We start from the raw sequence: 17529 nt of genomic DNA, 5'->3' as shown, positions 1-17529 counted from the left end.
GCAGCGGATGGGGGCTGCGCTACCACGGCGCCGGGTGCGAAAACAAGAAGGGGCGGTGATCCGCCCCTTTCCGCTTCGTCTCGAACAGCGGGAGCCGGGTCCGCTCAGTGCAGCGTCGGCTTGTCGTCGGGCTTGCCGTCCGGTCCGTTGGGGCGGCGGAAGGGCTCGTCGCGCTCCAGCTGAATCCAGGGGCTGGAGCCGTCGGCGCGGCGCGCGAACTCGCCGTCCGTCAGGTCCACCACATGCGGGCGCACCGGCGGGCGGGCGCCATAGCCCGGCGCGGTGGTGACGGTGATGCGCCGGCGCAGGGCGCGCCAGACGAGATCGCGCACCGGCGGCAGGAAGAGCGCGAGGCCCACGATATCGGACAGGAAGCCGGGGATGATCAGAAGGATGCCGGCCAGCGTGATCATCGCGCCGTGCACGATCTCGCGCTCGGGCAGGCGGCCGGCCCGCGCCTCGGCCTGCGCGGCGCGCAGCGTCGAAAGCGTCTGACGCTTCAGAAGGCCAGCGCCCACCACCACGGACAGGATCACCAGAAGCAGGGTCCAGCCGATGCCGATATGGCTGCCGACCCAGATGAAGGTGCCGATCTCCAGAAGCGGCAAGGCCAGTAGGATGACCGGAACAAGGATCAGCGGCATGGCGGGTCGAACTCTCCTCCTCGAAAAGCGGGTGCCGTTTGCCGGGATCATTCCCGAACTTCGGCGGCCCGCTGGACAGGAGAACACATAAGACGCGTTTTCGTGAATTTGAATGCACGGCCCGGTGTCTCTATATGCTGAGTCGATCAAGTCTTCTTGCAGGGTAGATCCGGCTTCATGGGTTTCGGGACGATCTTTTTCATCGTGGTGGCGGCCGTGGTGCTGTATCAGCTCCGCAGCGTGCTCGGCCGTCGTACGGGCCATGAGCGCCCGCCCTACGACCCGTACTCCCGCACCAACGACAATGCCGTGGGGCGGCCTGAGGGCAATGTCGTGACGCTTCCCTCGCGCCGCGTCCCGGCCGAAGAGCCGGCCAATCGCTACGAGGCGATCGACAAGGCTGCGCCGATCGGCACGCCGGTCAATGAAGGTCTGCGCCGGATTCAGGACGCCGATTCCACGTTCGACATCGAGCAGTTCCTCAACGGCGCGCGCACGGCCTATGAAATGGTCGTGACGGGCTTTGCCGATGGCGACCGCAAGCTTCTCAAGAACCTGCTCTCGCCGGAGGTCTATCAGGGCTTCGAGACGTCCATCAACGAGCGTGAGGCGAAGGGCGAGCGGGTGCAGTCCTCGTTCGTGGGCATCGACAACGCCACCGTGGTCGCGGCCGAGCTGAAGGGCCGCGAGGCCTTCGTGACGCTGCGCATCGTCTCTCAGCTCATCTCCGCCACGCTCGGCCCCAAGGGCGAGGTGGTGGACGGCGACCCCGAGACGGTGGCCGAGGTGCGCGACGTCTGGACCTTTGCCCGCGACACGCGCTCGCGCGATCCGAACTGGAAGCTGGTGGAAACCGAATCCGAGGAGTAGACCCCTCGGCAGTTCAAGGTTTCGACGCCATGTCTCCTCCCGATCTGCCGCCCTGGCGGCTCCTGTCCTTCGAGGCGATGCCCGACTGGCCGGCTGTCGATCCGACGCCGGCCTTTCTGGCGTTTTCACGCTCCGCTCCGGCGCTTCTCTCCGCAGAGGCTGGCGCGCGGGGGGAGCCGTTTCGCGCGGCAGCCGAGGGGGCCTTGCGCGATCCCGCCCGAACCCCGGACGAGGCGCGGCGCTTCTTCGAGCGCTTCTTCCGCCCGGCGCGCTTTTTCCGCCCGGCGCGCTTTGCGGACGATGCGCCGGGTTTCCTGACCGGCTATTACGAGCCCGAGCTTCCCGCCTCGCGCACGCGCTCGCCGGCCTTTCCCGTTCCGCTCTACCGCGCGCCGCCCGATCTCGTGCGCTTGCCCCCATCCGAGCCGCTGCCCGAAGGGCTGGAGGAAGCACAGGGCTTCGCGCGGCTGGATGCCTCCGGCCGCCTCGTGCCCTATCCCGATCGCGCGGCGATCGAGGATGGCTGGCTGTCGGCGCAGGGGTTGGAACTCGTCTGGCTGGCCGACCCCGTGGACGCCTTCTTCGTTCATGTGCAGGGCTCGGCCCGGCTGCGGCTGGAGGACGGCTCCACCCTGCGTGTCGGCTACGCCGCCAAGAACGGGCACCGCTTCACCGCGATCGGCCGCGTGCTGGTGGCGGAGGGCGAATTGCCGCTGGAAGAAGCCGATATGGCGGGCATCCGCCGCTGGCTCGCCGCGCACCCGGAGCGCGCGCCGGCCCTGATGCGCCGCAATCGGTCCTTCATTTTCTTTCGCGAGATCGAGGGCGCGGACCCCAATGCCGGGCCGATCGGAGGGCAGGGCGTGTCGCTGACTCCCTTGGCCTCGCTCGCGGTGGATGCCGGGTTCATCGCCTATGGCACGCCGATCCTGGTGGATGCGCCCGACCTCATTGTGGAAGGCGCGCCCTTTCGTCGGCTCGTCATCGCGCAGGACACGGGCTCGGCCATCATCGGCGCGGGGCGCGGCGATCTCTTCACGGGCTCGGGCGAGACGGCGGGTACGCTCGCCGGGATGATCCGCCATTCCGCGCGCTGGACCGTCTTTCTGCCTCTTAGCCTCGGCGAAGCGCCATGAAGAAGCGCCGCTCCCGCTCCCTGTCGCAGGAGGAGGCCCGGCTCTGGGTCTCCATCGCGCGCACCGCGACGCCGCTCAAAGGCAAGGGCCTGCCCGACCTGCCGGAGGAGGACATTGCGCCACCTCCCCCTCCGCCGCCCGTGCATCCCAAGCCACCCACCACCAAAACCCGCGTGCGCGCCGATATGGACCTGCCGCAGGCTTGGAGCGCGCCGCCCGGTGCCGCATCAGGCCCCGCACCCTCGGCCCCCTCGCGCCTGCCACCACTGCATCCGATCGAGCGGCCCGTCCGGCGCAAGATCGGCAAGGGCCGCATCGCGCTGGACGATCGCATCGACCTGCACGGCCAGACCGAGGCGACGGCCCATGGCATTCTCCTGTTCTTCCTGCGGCAGGCGCAGGTCAGGGGGCTGCGGCATGTGCTTGTCATCACAGGGCGCGGCGCGTCCTTCGGCTCCACCGGCACGTTGAAACGCGCCATGCCGCATTGGTTCGCGACCGGTGAATTCCGCTCGCTCGTGGCCGGCTACGAGCCCGCCGAGCGCGGCCATGGCGGCGAGGGGGCGTTCTATGTCCGGGTGCGCCGGAAATGACCCCTTTCGGTGAAAAGCTGCGGGAGCTGCGCCGCGAGCGCGGCATCACGCAGGGCCAGATGGCGGCGGCGCTGAACGTGTCCTCGGCCTATCTCTCGGCGCTGGAACATGGCCGGCGCGGTCGCCCGAGCTGGGATCTGCTCCAGCGCATCATCGGCTATCTCAACGTCATCTGGGACGATGCGGAGGAGCTTCAGCGCCTCGCCGCCCTGTCGCATCCCAAGGTGACGGTGGAGACGGGCGGGCTCAGCCCCGAGGCGACGACGCTCGCCAACCGGCTGGCCGAGACGATCGGCACGCTCGCACCCGAAGATATTTCCGCGCTTCTGGCGCATCTGGAAGAGGCCGCCGCGCGCGCAGAAATCCTGCGCCGGGCGCGGCGTCAGCGCCGTTGAGAGCCTGATCGGCAAGCCGTGGTGATGTGTGCGGCGGGCTCTCTGCGCTGTCGGCCTCGCATGACCAAGGCGCGCAATCTCGAGTTGCTCAGCGATGTCGAGGGGAAGATTCGCGCTCTCCGCAAACCCGATCCGGGTCGGACGACCTGTCGCAGCCTATCACGATCTCGCGATGCAACCGGGTTCGAGACGCTCCGTTAGCTCCCTCATGATGTTCGAGGCCGCGCCGATCCGTGGCGGCCGGACTTCCGGCGGGACAATTCCATGCGCAATCTTCTTGGCCCATCCAGCCTTCGCGCGCGCCTGCGCCTTGCACCGGCGCTCGTCACGCTTGCTCTCGCGCTGGCCGGCCCGGCTGCGGCGCAAGGCTCGGGCGGGGAGGGGCAAAGCGGAAAGGGCGAGGCCGAGAAGGCGTCCGGCGTCGAGCTGCCGCTGATCGGCCGGGTCGAACTGCCCGGCTTCATGGCCGGCTGGTTCGGCGGTGAGGAGGAGAAGCAGAAGGGCGGCGGGCAGGCCGAGCGCGAGGGCGATGACCAGAAGGGCGAGCCGCCCGCCGTGATCGTCCAGCGCGTCGAAACGCGTGCCGTGGGCGACACGTTCGAATTCATCGGCACGATCCAGCCGATCGAGAAGGTGGCCGTGCGCGCCCGCGTAGAGGGCTATATCCAGGATGTCGCCTTCAATGGCGGACAGCAGGTGAAGCGCGGCGATCTCCTGTTTCAGATCGAGCCCGCGCAATACGAGGCGGCCGTGCGCGCGGCAGAGGCGCAGCTTTCCGGCGCGCAAGCGACGCGCAATCAGGCTCAGCGCAATTTCGACCGGCAGAACGAACTGGCGCGTTCGGGCGTCACCGCCCGCGCCACGCTGGAAGACGCGACCGCCAATCTGGAAAACGCCGAAGCCCAGCTGCTTCAGGCGCAGGCTTCGCTGACGCAGGCCCAGCTGAATCTGTCCTACACGCGCATCGAGGCTGCGATCGACGGGGAGATGTCCGCGCCGCTCATCACGCGCGGCAATTACGTCTCCGCGACCAGCGGCGATCTCGCGGTTCTCACCCAGATGAACCCGATCTGGGGCGTCTTCCCGATCGGCGAGGATCAGCTCGTCACCTGGCAGCGCGTCGGGCCGCAGCAGGCCGATGAAACGCCGGTGGCGAGCGCACGGCCCAATGGGCAAGCGGGTGGTGAAGCGCAAGGCGACGCGGCAGCGGGCGAGGAGGACATGGTCGCCTCGTCCGAAATGACCTCCTCCACGGGCGGCGAGGGCGCAGCGCCCATCGCTACGGCCGCCGGCACGGGCGCGGCCGGTGCGCCGCCTCTGCCGGACGGCGCGCAAACGGTGAGTGCCACCGCCAATGCGTCCGACCGGGCGGTCGCGACGGACTATCGCCTTCAGCTTCGACTGCCGAACGGCGCGCTCTACGAGCCGCCCGGCCGCTTCGATTTCGTCGGCAACAGTGTCAACCAGACGACGGGAACGGTGGAAGCGCGCATCCGCTTTCCCAATCAGGGCGAGTTCCTGCTGGCCAACCAGAACGTGACCCTGGTGGCGAGCGAGCGCAACCCGCCGACGCTCCCCGTCGTGCCGCAGGCCGCAATCCAGTTCTCGCGAGAGGGACGCGCTGTGCTCGTCGTGACCCCGGACAATGGCGTCGAGCGCCGCCCGATCGAGGTCGGCCGCACGATCGACAATATGAGCGCCGTGACCAAAGGCCTGAACGGCGGCGAGACGCTGATCCTGCGCGGCTCGGCCAAGGTCAAGGAGGGTACCAAGGTGCGCCCCGTGACGCAGCAACAGGCCGAGGCCGAAGCGCAGGCCCGCCGCCAGACGCGCCAGCCGTCCGAGGGCGGCCAAGGCACGGAAAGCGAGGGCGCGGGAGGTAACGGCGCTGCGGCCGGTGGCGGCAGCGGGACCGAGGGCGGCGCGTCGTCAGGTTCGTCCGCTTCGGGCTCGTCCGCCCGATGATCTCCGATCTCTTCATCCGCCGCCCGCGCCTTGCCGGCGTCATCTCCATCGTCGTGGTTCTGGCGGGTCTTCTGGCGATCCTCGTCCTGCCCGTTTCGCAATATCCCGAGATCACGCCGCCGACGGTGAGCGTGTCCGCCAACTATCCCGGCGCGGATTCCACCGTGCTGGCGCAGGCCGTGGGCGATCCGCTGGAGCGCGCCATCAACGGTGTCGAGGACATGATCTACATGTCTTCGACCTCGACGGATTCGGGCACCTATTCGCTCTCCATCACCTTCGCCATCGGCACCGACCCCGACATCGCGCAGGTCAACGTGTCGAACCGCGTGCAGCTCGCCACCGCGCAGCTTCCCGAAGCGGTGACACGCCAGGGCGTCACGGTGCGCTCGCGCTCGCCCAACTTTCTGATGGCGGTCGCCTTCTTCTCCGAAGGCGGGCAGATTTCGACCATCGATATCGGCGCCTATCTTTCGTCCGACGTGGTGACCTCGCTTCAGCGCGTGGAGGGTGTCGGCGACGCCAATGTGCTGGGGAATGCCGATTATTCCATGCGCGTCTGGACCGATCCGGCCCGCATGGCCGCGCTTTCCATCGCCCCGTCCGACATCACGGCGGCGATCGCAGCCGAGAACCTGCCGGCCTCCACCGGCCAGATCGGCGGCGCGCCCGCGCCGGACGGTCAGGCCCTCGTCTATACGATCACCTCGCAAGGCCAGCTGAACACGGCCGAGCAGTTCGAGAACATCGTGGTGCGCGCCGAGCCCTCCGGGGCCATTGTGCGGCTGAAGGATGTGGCACGGGTCGAGCTTGGCTCGGAGAGCTACGCGGTCAACACCTATGTCCGCGACAATCCGGGCAAGACGATCCAGATCAACCAGGCGCCCGGCGCCAACGCGCTCCAGACCGTCACCGCCATCCGCGCCGAGCTGGACCGGCTCCAGTCCTCCTTCCCGCAAGGGCTGCAATACGAGATCATCTACGATTCCACGCAATTCGTGGATGCGACGATTCATGAGATCGTGCTGACGCTCGCCATCACCGCCGTGATCATCGTGGTGGTGGTCTTCGTCTTCCTGCAGGACTGGCGCTCGACGCTCATTCCCGCGCTCGCCATCCCCGTGTCGCTGATCGGCACCTTTGCCGTGCTCTTGGCGATCGGCTTCACGATCAATGTCATCACGCTTCTGGCGCTGATCCTCGCCATCGGCCTCGTGGTGGACGACGCCATTCTGGTGGTCGAAAACGTCCAGCGCGTCATGACCGAGCGAAAGATCGACCGCGTGGAGGCGACGCGCCTCGCCATGCGCGAGATCACCGGGCCGATCGTTTCGACGACGCTGGTCCTGCTCGCCGTGTTCCTGCCGACCACCTTCCTGCCCGGCCTGTCCGGCCAGCTCTATCGCCAGTTCGGCATCGCGCTGTCGGTCTCGATGGTGCTGTCCTCCATCGTGGCGCTGACGCTGACGCCGGCCCTCACCGCCGCCATGCTGCGCCCGCCCAGCGCCGCCTGGGGTCCGCTGCGCTGGTTCAATGTCGGGCTCGACAAGACGCGCAATGCCTATGCGCGCTCGGTCGGCTTTCTGGTGCGCCGCGTGCTTTTGGCGCTCGGCGTGCTCGCGCTCGGCTTTGCCATCGCCTTCGTCTCCTTCGTGAACCTGCCCTCGACGCTCCTGCCGGACGAGGATCAGGGCGCGATCCTGTTCGACGTGTCGCTACCCGACGGCGCTTCGCTGCAGCGCACGACCGAGGCCATGCTGGAGATCGGGGACATTCTTTCCCAAACGGAGGGTGTGAACGCCTATGTGCTGAATGCCGGCTATTCGCTGCTCCAGTCCTCGCAGCGCTCCTCCGGCGGTCTTGGCATCGTCACGCTCAAGCCTTGGGGCGAGCGGCGCGATCTCTTCGCCATTCTGGCTGAACTCAATGGGCGCTTCGCCGCCATTCCCGGTGTGCAGGTGGCGGCCTTCCCGCCGCCGCCGATCCCCGGCCTCGGCTCGGTCGGCGGCTTCACCTTCGAGCTTCTGGCACAGCAGGGGCAGGACCCCGCCGAGGTGGCCCAAGTCGCCAGCGCCTTCGTGGCGGCGGCCAACGAGCGGCCCGAGATCGAAACGGCCCGCACGACCTTCTCGGCCGACGTGCCGCGCCTCTACATGAAAATCGACCGCGACCGCGCGCAAACGCTCGGCCTCAGCGTCTCCGACATCTACAACACGGTCGGCGGCGCCATGGGCGAAACCTATGTGAACCAGTTCATCTATCAGGGGCAGATCTTCCAGGTCCGCCTCCAGGCCGAGGCGGACGCGCGCACCAAGACGGCCGATATCGGCCAGCTCTACGCCAAGAACTCCGGTGGTGAGATGGTGCCGCTGCGCTCGCTGGTCTCGGTGGACACGACCTTCGGCCCCTATTCCGTACCGCGCTTCAACCTCTTCACCGCCCCGCAGATCACCGGCCAGCCGGCTGCGGGTTATTCCTCGGGCGCGGCGCTGACCGCCCTCGAAGAGGTGGCGCGCGAGACCCTGCCGGCGGGCTACAGTTACCAGTTTTCCGGCACCTCCTATCAGGAGCGGCAGGCGGGCTCGGTCACCTATCTCGCCTTCGGTCTGGCCTTCGTCTTCGCCTATCTCTTCCTCGTCGCACAGTATGAAAGCTGGCTCCAGCCGCTGACCGTCATGCTCTCCATCGCCATCGCGGCGGCGGGCGCGGCGGGGGCGCTGGCCCTGTTCGGCCAGACCTCCAACATCTATTCGCAGATCGGTATGGTCATGCTGATCGGTCTGGCCGCCAAGAACGCCATTCTGATCGTGGAGTTCGCCAAGGAGCGGCGCGAGCTGGATGGGATGGAAATCACGGAAGCCGCCATCACCGGCGCACGCCAGCGCTTCCGCGCGGTCCTGATGACGGCGCTCGCCTTCATCCTCGGCCTCGTGCCGCTGGTGACGGCGAGCGGTGCGGGCGCGGCCTCGCGCAACGCGATCGGCATCGCCTCGATCGGCGGCATGTTGGCCGCGACCATGATCGGCATCTTCATCGTGCCGGCCCTCTTCGCCCTGTTCGAGCGGCTGGGCGAAGGGCGGGGCGGCAAGTTCTGGGGCCGGGAGAAGAACCGCGCCAAGGAACGGCGTGATCCGAACGAGCGCCTGCCCTGGCATTTCGGGGCACGCGGCAAGGACAAGGAAAAGGCTACGAGCGAAGGCGGCACGGCGGTTCCGGCCGAATGACGGAGCGAGGGCCGCCTCAACCTGCCCCGATGCCCGCCATCCCACTCCCGCCCCATCCACGTCTGCCGGGTTCGCGCCCGGCACGCACGCTCGAAACGCTGCGGCTTCTGGACGACATCACGCCACTCGCTCCCGGCCGCAGCCGACCCGAGCCTCGCCATGGGCCGGATCGCCCCGCACCCGACCGGCCGTGCCGCATCGCCGTGGTCGGCAATGCGCCGGAGGCAGGGCGGATCGGCCCGGCGGTGGACCGGGCGGACTGGGTGATCCGCTTCAACAATGCACAGGGCTTCGGCGCGGCGACGGGGCGGCGGCTCACCCATCTCGTTCTCATGAATTTCGGCGGGCAGACGCGCGAGTGGCTGGAGGATGTGAGCTTCCGCCGCCGCGCCGCGATCCGCCACGCGCAGAGCTTTCTTCTGCCGATCGATCCTGGAATCGAGGAGCGACGCCGCCCGACGCCCTTGGCCGAGAAGCGGGCGGGAGGCGAGCATGACTGGACGCCCGAGCTCTGTGCGCGGCTGAGCCTGCACGGCGCGCCGGTCTGGCTCTTCAACGATCCGCTGTTCTTCGCCGCCCGCGCGGCATTGAGCTGCGAGGGCGGGCGCGAGGATGGGGTGCCGAGTTCGGGCTTTCTGGCGCTCTACTGGCTGGTGAGTCGCCCGCGGCGCGTGAGGCGGACCATCGATGTCTATGGCTTCGGCTTCGCCGGCTGGGAGGGGCATGACTGGGCGGCCGAGCGGCGCTGGGTGGAGCGGCGCGAGCGGGAAGGCCGGCTGCGCCTGCATCCGCTGCGGTCGGCCTGACTACTGCGGGAAGATGGCACGCAGGTCGTCCAGCTTCTCGTTCACGAGCCAGCCGTAATAGTTTTCCTCGGGCATCCGCGCGGGCTGGCCGCTCGCCTGCCGCCGGATGTTCTCCGCCTTCAGCCGTCGCGCGCGGGTGATCGGATCGCCCACATTGTAGAGCGTCGCGGTGATGCCGGGGTTCTTGGAAATGTCGAAGCCGGCGATCTCGCGATACTTGTCGATCGAGGAGCGGATCACCGCCGCCATGTAATGAAGCGACTTGTCGGGGTCCATGATCGCGGCATAGACCTCGCCCGCCCGGTTCATCTCGATGTCGGGATAGCCAGAGACGCGATGCACGATATCGGACACGGCCAGCGCCGTCATCGGGTTGATCTGGCCGAGGCCGAAGGTCTGCCCGGCATAATAAGGCTGGAAGAAGACCGCGCCGAAGCGATTGTCGGGGTAGGAGCGCCCGTCCACTGTCTTGCCCCGGAAGCTCTGCTCGAAGACCTGCTCGCGGCAGCTCCACAGCGCCTCGTCGCCCTTGGCGCGCTGGCAGCGGTTGAACTCGGGCCGCGCCACGAAGCTTTCCACCGGCTCCCCCTTGTAGGAAAAGTCGATGCCGGAGTTCAGATAAGACATGGCCTTGACGTAATAGGTCTGAATCCGGTCCAGCGCGTCCACATTGAACGTGTGCTCGCCCACCAGCGCACCCGCGATATGGATCGGGTCGATTCCGTAGAGTTTTGCGGCCGAGCGGATCTTGTTCTGCAGGTCGCGATTGGTCGCCAGAAGGTCGTGGATCTTCTGATATTTGGACGCGAAATTGCCGCCCGTCGCGGCCGTGCGCGTATAGGAAAAGCTCGGAATGGCGGGCTGCGTGGCGTTGCGATTGCCCGGCGGAACCGTGACGACGGACTGCGCCTGAGCAGGGTGAGCCAGCAGGAAGCCCGCCAGAAGCGCGGCGAGTAAACGGGACATGGATCGACCTTCGATCGGACGGGCCTGCCTATCCGCATGGTTTGCGGCGAGCGTGAGGCGACCGGGCTGTCTTAGATCAAGACGTCGCCGCTCGAAACATTACCCAGCTCTTTTAACGCCAAGCGTGTCACACGTGAAACACTCAGGCATAGCGCGTCGGCACGGCGGTCAGCGATTTCACCGTCTCCATGGAGATGAAGGCCGACATGTCGGCAAGGCTCACCTTGGCGACGAGGCGCTTGTAGATCGTATCGTAATGCTCGACATTGGGCAGCACGATCTTCAGGATGTAATCGACGCTGCCGGTCAGCCGGTGCACCTCGACGATCTCCGGGATCGCGCCGACGGCGGCGTGGAACTCCTCCAGCCAGCCTTTCTCATGCCGCGCCGTCTTCACCAGAACGAAGATCGTGGTTGGCAGGTTGATGCGTTTGCGATCCACCAGTGCGACGCGGCGCGCGATGTAGCCTTCGTCCTTCAAGCGCTGGATGCGGCGCGAACAGGCTGAGGGCGACAGGGCGAGACGCTCGGCCAGATCGGCCACCGAACGGTCGGCATCGTCCTGAAGCAGGGTGAGAAGTTGGTGATCTCGATCGTCCAGCATGGGGCAGGGATGCACGAAGCCGAAGCCTTGCGCAAGAGAAGCGCGCCATTCGGCCATAACGCGCGTTGAATGTGCGCGGATTCGCGTCGATCTCGGAAAGATCGCATCCCGCTTTCGCGGCGGGGGCGTCATCCTGTGTGGCAGGGATCGCACCACCAGACGGGGACGGACATATGAAGCGCATCGGGCTGATCGGCGGCATGAGCTGGGAATCCACCGCCACCTATTATCGCCTCCTGAACGAGGCGGTGCGCGCGGCGCGCTCGCCGCTTGCCTCGGCCGACGTGCTGCTCCATTCGCTCGATTTCTCGGCCGTGGTCGCGCTGCAGAAGGCGGGGCGCTGGGATCTGGCGGCCGAGATGCTGGCCGACAGCGCGCGCCGTCTGGAGCGCGCGGGTGCGGACTGCGTCCTCATCTGCACCAACACGATGCATCTCGTCTCGGCCGAGGTGCAGGCCGCCGTTTCCATTCCGCTGATCGATATCATCCGTGAGACGGGCGAGACGTTGAAACAGGCCGGCCATTCGCGTCCGCTGCTTCTGGCCACGCGCTACACGATGGAACACGGCTTCTATGCCGACCGGATGGAAGCGGCTGTCGGCTTCCGGCCGATCGTGCCGAATGCCGAAGATCGCACGCTGGTGCACCGCGTCATCTTCGAAGAACTGTGCGCCGGCCATGTTGACCCCAACTCGGCCCGTGCCTTCGAGGCGGTGGTGGAGCGCGAACGCGCGGCGGGCGCCGACAGCGTGATCCTCGGCTGCACCGAGATCGGGCTTCTGGTGCGCCCCGACGCGCTCGCCCTGCCGGGCTTCTGCTCCACCGAAATCCACGCGGCAGCGGCGGTGCGCTTCGCCTTGGGCGAGGGTCAGGAAACCGTCATGCAGACGGAGAATGCCAAGCTTCGCGAACGCGTTGCAGCATAGGCTGAAGCGTCACTGACGGCGCGGGGGTCTGTGGCCGCAAGGCCCCGCTTCCCCGCCTTCGGCTGACGGGACGGTTCGGCCGATGCCTCGGTCGAACATCTGCCGCATTCGCCTTGGATTGCCCGCCCATGTGCCGCCTACTCGCCTATGCCGGGACGCCGCTGTTTCTGGAAGATCTGCTGATCCGCCCGGAAGGCTCCCTCGTGTCGCAATCCATGGCCGCGCGCGAGGCGCGCACCGTGGTGAACGGGGATGGCTGCGGCCTTGGCTGGTATGGCGAGCGGGCCGAGCCGGGCCTCTATCGTGGCATTCTGCCGGCCTGGTCGGACGCCAATCTCACCTCGCTCTGCCGGCAGATCCGCTCCGGCCTGTTTCTGGCCCATGTGCGGGCGGCGACCAGCGGCGGCGTGTCCACCAGCAATTGCCACCCCTTCGCCCATGGCCAGCAGCTCTTCATGCACAATGGCCAGATCGGCGGCTATGCGGGCCTGCGCCGGCGCGTCGAGGGCATGATTTCCGACGCGCTATATCCCTCGCGCAAGGGCACCTGCGATTCCGAGGCGATCTTCCTGGCCGCGCTCAGTCGCGGGCTGGAGAGAGATCCCGTCGCGGCCTTCCGTGACACGCTGAGCGAGATCGAGGCGATGCGCGGCGCGGTGTCGGACGAGCCGGTGCGCTTTGCCGCCGTGCATTCGGACGGCGAGCGGCTCTTCGCCTTTCGCTGGGCGAGCGACGACAAGCCGCCTTCGCTCTATGCCCGCAGCGAGGGGGCGAGCCTTCTCGTCGCCTCCGAACCCTGCGGCTGTGATGCGGCGGGCTGGCGCGCCATTCCGCCGGGCAGCGTGCTGGAAGCGGACCGGACGGGACGCATGTTCCTGCGGCCCTTCGATGTCGATGGCCCCCATCAAGGTGCGATCCGGGCCGCCTGAGCGGCTTGGGTTAGACCCGGTCGACCGACCCGAAGGCGTCTGTTCCCGGTTCCTAGGCCTCAGCCCAGCGCGCGGTTGCGCGTCTCGACCCTGATCCGCGTCACCGCGACGGCGGCCAGAACCAGAAGCGCGGCGTAGAGGCCGAGCGCGCCGGCAAAGCTTGCCGCCATGATCGGGGCGAGCAGCGAGGGCGCGACGAGGCCGCCGAGCCGCGCCATGGCCCCGGCGCTGCCCATGCCGGTGGCGCGCAGTTCGGTCGGGTAAAGCTCGGGCGTGATCACATAGAGCGCGCCCCATGTGCCGAGCAGCGCGAAGCTCATGATCAGCGTCGCGCTCGCCACCAGCGCGTCACTGAGGCCGAGCCCGTAGAGCCCGCAGCCGAGGGCGCTGAGAAGCAGGAAGCCGATCAGCGTCGGCTTGCGGCCCCATCGCTCCACGCCATAGGCCGCCAGCGCATAGCCGGGGATCTGGGCGAGCGCGACCAGCACCAGAAACCAATGCCCGCGCACGAAACCGAAGCCTTGTCCCGCGAGCTGAACGGGAAGCCAGACGAAGACGCCGTAATAGCTCATCGATACCAGGAACCAGACGGCGAGAACCGGCAGGGTGACGCCGCGCAGCGCCGCCGAAAAGATCGAGCCGCCCTGGCTGGGCGTGGGCAGGGTCAGCGTGCCGGCGGGAAGCGTGGTGCCGTTGGCGCTGGCGACCTTGTCCAGAATGGCGCGCGCCTCCGCCTCACGCCCTTGTCGTAAGAGATACATCGGCGATTCCGGCACCCAGAAGCGGATGAAGAGCCCGATGATGGCCGGCGCGCCGGTGATGAAGAACAGAACGCGCCAGGGCTCGGCCGCGCCGCTCGACTGCACGGCGAGGGCGGCCAGCGCCACCAGCACGGTGCCCGGCGCCCAGGCCCCTTCCAGCATGACCAGCCAGCGCCCGCGCTTCTGGGGCGGCAGGAACTCGGCCATCATCGCATAGTCCACCGGCAGCGTGCCGCCGACGCCGAGGCCGGTGAGGAAGCGCAGGGCCAGGAGCCAGGTGAAATCGGGCGCGAAGGCCGAGGCGATGCCGAATAGGGCGTCGATCAGGATGGTGAGGATTAGGACGCGCCGCCGCCCGATCCGATCCGCCAGCCGCCCAAAGACGAAGGCCCCGACGAGCATTCCCAGAAAGAACAGCGTGCCGGTTTGCAGCGCTTGCGGCACGGTGAGACCGAAGCTCGCCGCGATCGAAGCGGCGGTGAAGCCGATTGCCAGAACCTGCATGGCATCGGCCGCCCAGACGAGGCCGAAGGTCAGAAGCAGCTTTCGTTGGAAGCGGCCGGTGCCGATGGCCTCCAGCGCGGTTTCGAAGGGCAAGGCTCGGGGCATGGGCTCGGGACCGGGACAAGAGCGCAAGGCGCGCGGGACGGGGCGCTGATTTGGTTCGCCCTTCGCGGCTGCGTCAAGAGACCGCAGTGCAGGAAAAGCAGCCTGCCCCCATCGGTCGAACGTGTGTCTAAGGTCGGGAGGCGGGCTCGATGGAGCATTCAGCCCACCACGCGCCCAGCGAGTATCGTCGTGATTTCGGGCGGTTAGGCTCGGTGCGCACCCGGTCCGAGGTTTGCCTGATATGGGTCGCCAATCTCGTCACAACCGGAAACGCGGCGGGCGATGATCCGTCCTTCAAACACAAAAAAGCCGCGCCCTTTCGGACGCGGCCTGTGAAACAGAAGAACAAACGCCGTCAGAGAATGAAGCGCGACAGGTCGACATTGCCCGCAATGCCGTCGAGCGCCTTGCGCACATAGTCGGCATCGACGCGGAAGGTCTCGCCGCCCTTGTCGGGCGCCTCGAAGGAGATGTCGTCGAGCACGCGCTCCATCACCGTCTGAAGACGCCGCGCGCCGATATTCTCGACCGAGCCGTTCAGCGAAACGGCGAGATCGGCGATCGCGTCGATCGCGTCGTCGGTGATGTCGAGCGTCACGTTCTCCGTCTTCATCAGCGCCACATACTGCTTGATGAGCGAGGCTTCGGTCTCCGTCAGGATGCGGCGGAAATCGTCCTTGGTGAGCGCGCGCAACTCGACGCGGATCGGCAGACGGCCCTGAAGCTCCGGCAGGAGGTCCGAGGGCTTGGCGACATGGAAGGCGCCGGACGCGATGAAGAGAATATGGTCGGTCTTCACCGGCCCGTGCTTGGTGGCGACCGTCGTGCCTTCTACCAGCGGCAGGAGATCGCGCTGCACGCCCTCGCGGCTGACGCCCGCGCCGCCGCCCATGCCGTCCTTGTTGGCGATCTTGTCGATCTCGTCCAGGAAGACGATGCCGTTGTTCTCCACCGCCGCGATCGCGTCGGCAACCAAGGCCTCGTTGTCGAGCAGCTTGTCGGATTCCTCTGAGATCAGAAGCTCGTAGCTTTCCTTGACCGTGGTACGGCGCGTCTTGGTGCGCCCGCCCATCGCCTTGCCGAACATTTCGGAGAGGTTGAGGACGCCGATATTGGCGCCTGGCATTCCGGGAATGTCCATGCCGCCCATCGGGTTGGACGTGTCGGCCACCTCGATCTCGATCTCCTTGTCGTCCAGCTCGCCGGCGCGCAGGCGCTTGCGGAAGCTATCGCGCGTGGCGGGCGAGGCGGTCTTGCCGACGAGCGCGTCGAGCACGCGGTCCTCGGCCCCGGCATGGGCCTTGGCGCGCACCTCGGCGCGCTTCTTCTCGCGCACGAGGCCTATGCCGATCTCCACGAGATCGCGCACGATCTGCTCGACATCGCGGCCGACATAGCCGACCTCGGTGAACTTCGTGGCTTCGACCTTGAGGAAGGGCGCGCCGGCGAGCTTCGCCAGGCGGCGCGAAATCTCCGTCTTGCCGACGCCGGTTGGTCCGATCATCAGAATATTCTTGGGGCTGACCTCCTCGCGCAGCGAGCCCGTCAGCTGCTGCCGGCGCCAGCGATTGCGCAGTGCCACGGCCACCGCGCGCTTGGCCTCGCGCTGCCCGATAATGTGGCGATCCAGCTCGGAAACGATCTCGCGGGGGGAAAAGTCGGTCATGCTTTCAGGGTCTCGTACTGGTCGCCGGAAGGGTCATGGCGGAAGGAAACAGTGCTGCAGATGGGGAGCGCAAGGAGCCTGTGCCAGAGGGCTCCGCGCGGCAAGGCTGACAGCTGACCGCCGTGCCCATCTGACGCACCAAGACCGGGCAGCATCCCCGGCGGAACCCGAGGTCGCTGCCATCCTTGCCCGGCCAATAAAAGAAAACGGACAGACCCAGCGCTTGTGCACGGCACGATCAAGTCTTTCGACAGGGCACGATCAAGGGGTCGCCAGGCTCGAATCGGCGCGTATCCGCCCACGGATTCAACCTCTGCTCATTTTACAGGCGAGCGGATAAAATGAATAGAACGCAATCGATGCGAGTTATCGTATCCCCAAGCTTGGCAAACTTTTCCAACTTCCGAAGCGGAAGATGAGTTTTTTCCGTGACAAATTCCGGCCTATGTTATTTTCCCGGCTCTGGGGGCTGTTCCAACCAATGGTTGTTTGTCATTTAAATTTAATTAACCAAACTGTATGTGCCTGCCCAATTTTATGACCCCACGGGGGTCGAATGGTGGCGAATTTGCGGTTAGATGAATTTGAGAGCCGGTGCGCGCGGCCTCGTCGCCCGGCTTACGCGGTAGTCTGCGGAAGGAATGGCCATGGTTTGTAACTCCTCGTTCTCTCGCCTGTTGATGGTGGACGCGCTGGCGTAATGAAGGATGGGTTCAGCTTGATGCTCGAAGGAGCACCGCGACCATGGACGTTGGAGGGATTGGCGAGCAGTCTTGAAACCATCGCCGTCCAGCATGGATTTACGACGTTCGCTCTCCTTTCGATCCCCTCGTCCGACGATGCGGGGGCGGAGATGCGGCTTGTCCTGTCGAATTGGAGCGAGGAGTTCCGGCGCGGCTTCGAGCGCAATGGCCTCAACCGTTTCACGCCCGTTCTGCGCGCGCTAAAGGGCGGCGTGCTGCCGCTCGTCTGGGACGCCGAAACGCTCTACGGCTATGATCCCGCTGACCCCGACATGCTGCCCCAGGCGCGCTTTCTGGGCGCGACGGGCATGTTGTCGGGCGTCTACTGCCCGGTGCATGGGCTGACGGGCTTCAATGGCGTTCTCTGCTTCTTCGGCGCCGGTCCGCCCATCTCGGAAGAGGTGGCCGACGCGCTGCATCTCGTGGCTTTCAGCGCCTTCGGAATGCTGAGCTGCATCCGCTTCGAAGAGAACCGGCGCAACAATCCGCTGACCGGGCGCGAGCGCGACTGCCTCAAGCTCGCCATGCTCGGCAAGACCTCGTCCGAGATCGGCACCATCCTGAAACTGTCGGAACACACGATCTCGCAATATCTGACCTCCGCGACGCGCAAGCTCGACGCCTCCAATCGCACCCATGCGGTCGCGCTCGCCGCGCAGCTCGGCTATCTTTCGTAAGTCAGCCGCCGCGCT

General features: G+C 66.9%; 15 protein-coding genes. 10 read left to right on the top strand and 5 right to left on the bottom strand.

The window, feature by feature from the left end:
* Positions 1-104: 104 nt before the first annotated feature.
* Positions 105-644, bottom strand: a complete 540-nt coding sequence (locus tag AUL36_RS08700; protein ID WP_058602219.1) for an FxsA family protein — start codon at positions 642-644, stop codon at positions 105-107.
* 177 nt (positions 645-821) lie between these two features.
* On the opposite strand from AUL36_RS08700, the gene AUL36_RS08695 reads away from it, so the two are divergent.
* From AUL36_RS08695 to AUL36_RS08665, 7 genes are all read left to right on the top strand, one after another.
* Positions 822-1514, top strand: a complete 693-nt coding sequence (locus tag AUL36_RS08695) for a Tim44/TimA family putative adaptor protein (protein ID WP_062219809.1) — start codon at positions 822-824, stop codon at positions 1512-1514.
* A 29-nt stretch (positions 1515-1543) separates the two neighbouring features.
* A complete protein-coding gene (gene mltA, locus AUL36_RS08690; protein WP_062219807.1) occupies positions 1544-2650 on the top strand; it encodes a murein transglycosylase A in 1107 nt (368 codons plus the stop codon).
* Positions 2647-3243 carry a Smr/MutS family protein gene (locus AUL36_RS08685; RefSeq protein WP_062219805.1) on the top strand — a complete coding sequence of 199 codons (597 nt, stop codon included), beginning with the start codon at positions 2647-2649 and terminating at the stop codon, positions 3241-3243. Before mltA ends, AUL36_RS08685 begins: the two co-directional genes overlap by 4 nt.
* The gene (locus AUL36_RS08680) at positions 3240-3638 is read left to right on the top strand and encodes a helix-turn-helix domain-containing protein (protein ID WP_058602223.1); all 399 of its coding nucleotides are present in this window, start codon (positions 3240-3242) and stop codon (positions 3636-3638) included. Before AUL36_RS08685 ends, AUL36_RS08680 begins: the two co-directional genes overlap by 4 nt.
* 264 nt (positions 3639-3902) lie before the next feature.
* On the top strand, positions 3903-5603 hold the full coding sequence (locus tag AUL36_RS08675; RefSeq protein WP_062219803.1) for an efflux RND transporter periplasmic adaptor subunit: 1701 nt from the start codon (positions 3903-3905) through the stop codon (positions 5601-5603).
* Positions 5600-8827, top strand: a complete 3228-nt coding sequence (locus AUL36_RS08670) for an efflux RND transporter permease subunit (RefSeq protein ID WP_062219801.1) — start codon at positions 5600-5602, stop codon at positions 8825-8827. Before AUL36_RS08675 ends, AUL36_RS08670 begins: the two co-directional genes overlap by 4 nt.
* 29 nt (positions 8828-8856) lie before the next feature.
* Positions 8857-9633 carry a hypothetical protein gene (locus AUL36_RS08665; RefSeq protein ID WP_062219799.1) on the top strand — a complete coding sequence of 259 codons (777 nt, stop codon included), beginning with the start codon at positions 8857-8859 and terminating at the stop codon, positions 9631-9633.
* Here AUL36_RS08665 and AUL36_RS08660 read toward each other — a convergent pair whose 3' ends face one another.
* Positions 9634-10599: a DUF1402 family protein gene (locus AUL36_RS08660; protein ID WP_062219797.1), complete on the bottom strand. Its 966-nt coding sequence runs from the start codon at positions 10597-10599 to the stop codon at positions 9634-9636.
* A 142-nt stretch (positions 10600-10741) separates the two neighbouring features.
* Positions 10742-11203: an Lrp/AsnC family transcriptional regulator gene (locus tag AUL36_RS08655; RefSeq protein ID WP_058602247.1), complete on the bottom strand. Its 462-nt coding sequence runs from the start codon at positions 11201-11203 to the stop codon at positions 10742-10744.
* Between the two features lie 173 nt (positions 11204-11376).
* Here AUL36_RS08655 and AUL36_RS08650 point away from each other — a divergent pair, with 173 nt between their 5' ends.
* Both AUL36_RS08650 and AUL36_RS08645 read left to right on the top strand, forming a co-directional pair.
* Positions 11377-12129: an aspartate/glutamate racemase family protein gene (locus AUL36_RS08650; protein WP_062219795.1), complete on the top strand. Its 753-nt coding sequence runs from the start codon at positions 11377-11379 to the stop codon at positions 12127-12129.
* Positions 12130-12257: 128 nt separating this feature from the next.
* Positions 12258-13058 (top strand): class II glutamine amidotransferase, encoded by an 801-nt coding sequence (locus AUL36_RS08645; protein ID WP_062219793.1) that lies wholly within the window; start codon positions 12258-12260, stop codon positions 13056-13058.
* A gap of 59 nt (positions 13059-13117) precedes the next feature.
* Here AUL36_RS08645 and AUL36_RS08640 read toward each other — a convergent pair whose 3' ends face one another.
* Together AUL36_RS08640 and hslU are read right to left on the bottom strand one after the other, a co-directional pair.
* Positions 13118-14428 carry an MFS transporter gene (locus AUL36_RS08640; protein ID WP_062219791.1) on the bottom strand — a complete coding sequence of 437 codons (1311 nt, stop codon included), beginning with the start codon at positions 14426-14428 and terminating at the stop codon, positions 13118-13120.
* A gap of 355 nt (positions 14429-14783) precedes the next feature.
* Positions 14784-16094, bottom strand: coding sequence for an ATP-dependent protease ATPase subunit HslU (gene hslU, locus AUL36_RS08635; RefSeq protein WP_058602231.1), 1311 nt, complete (start codon positions 16092-16094; stop codon positions 14784-14786).
* Positions 16095-16854: 760 nt separating this feature from the next.
* Between hslU and AUL36_RS08630 the strand changes: the two genes are divergently transcribed.
* A complete protein-coding gene (locus tag AUL36_RS08630; protein WP_244493363.1) occupies positions 16855-17514 on the top strand; it encodes a helix-turn-helix transcriptional regulator in 660 nt (219 codons plus the stop codon).
* Positions 17515-17529 lie beyond the last annotated feature (15 nt).

This window comes from Aureimonas sp. D3 (genome assembly GCF_001463805.1).
GTDB classification, from domain to species: Bacteria; Pseudomonadota; Alphaproteobacteria; order Rhizobiales; family Rhizobiaceae; genus Aureimonas; species Aureimonas ureilytica_A.
This window is presented reverse-complemented; position numbering and strand designations above follow the sequence as displayed.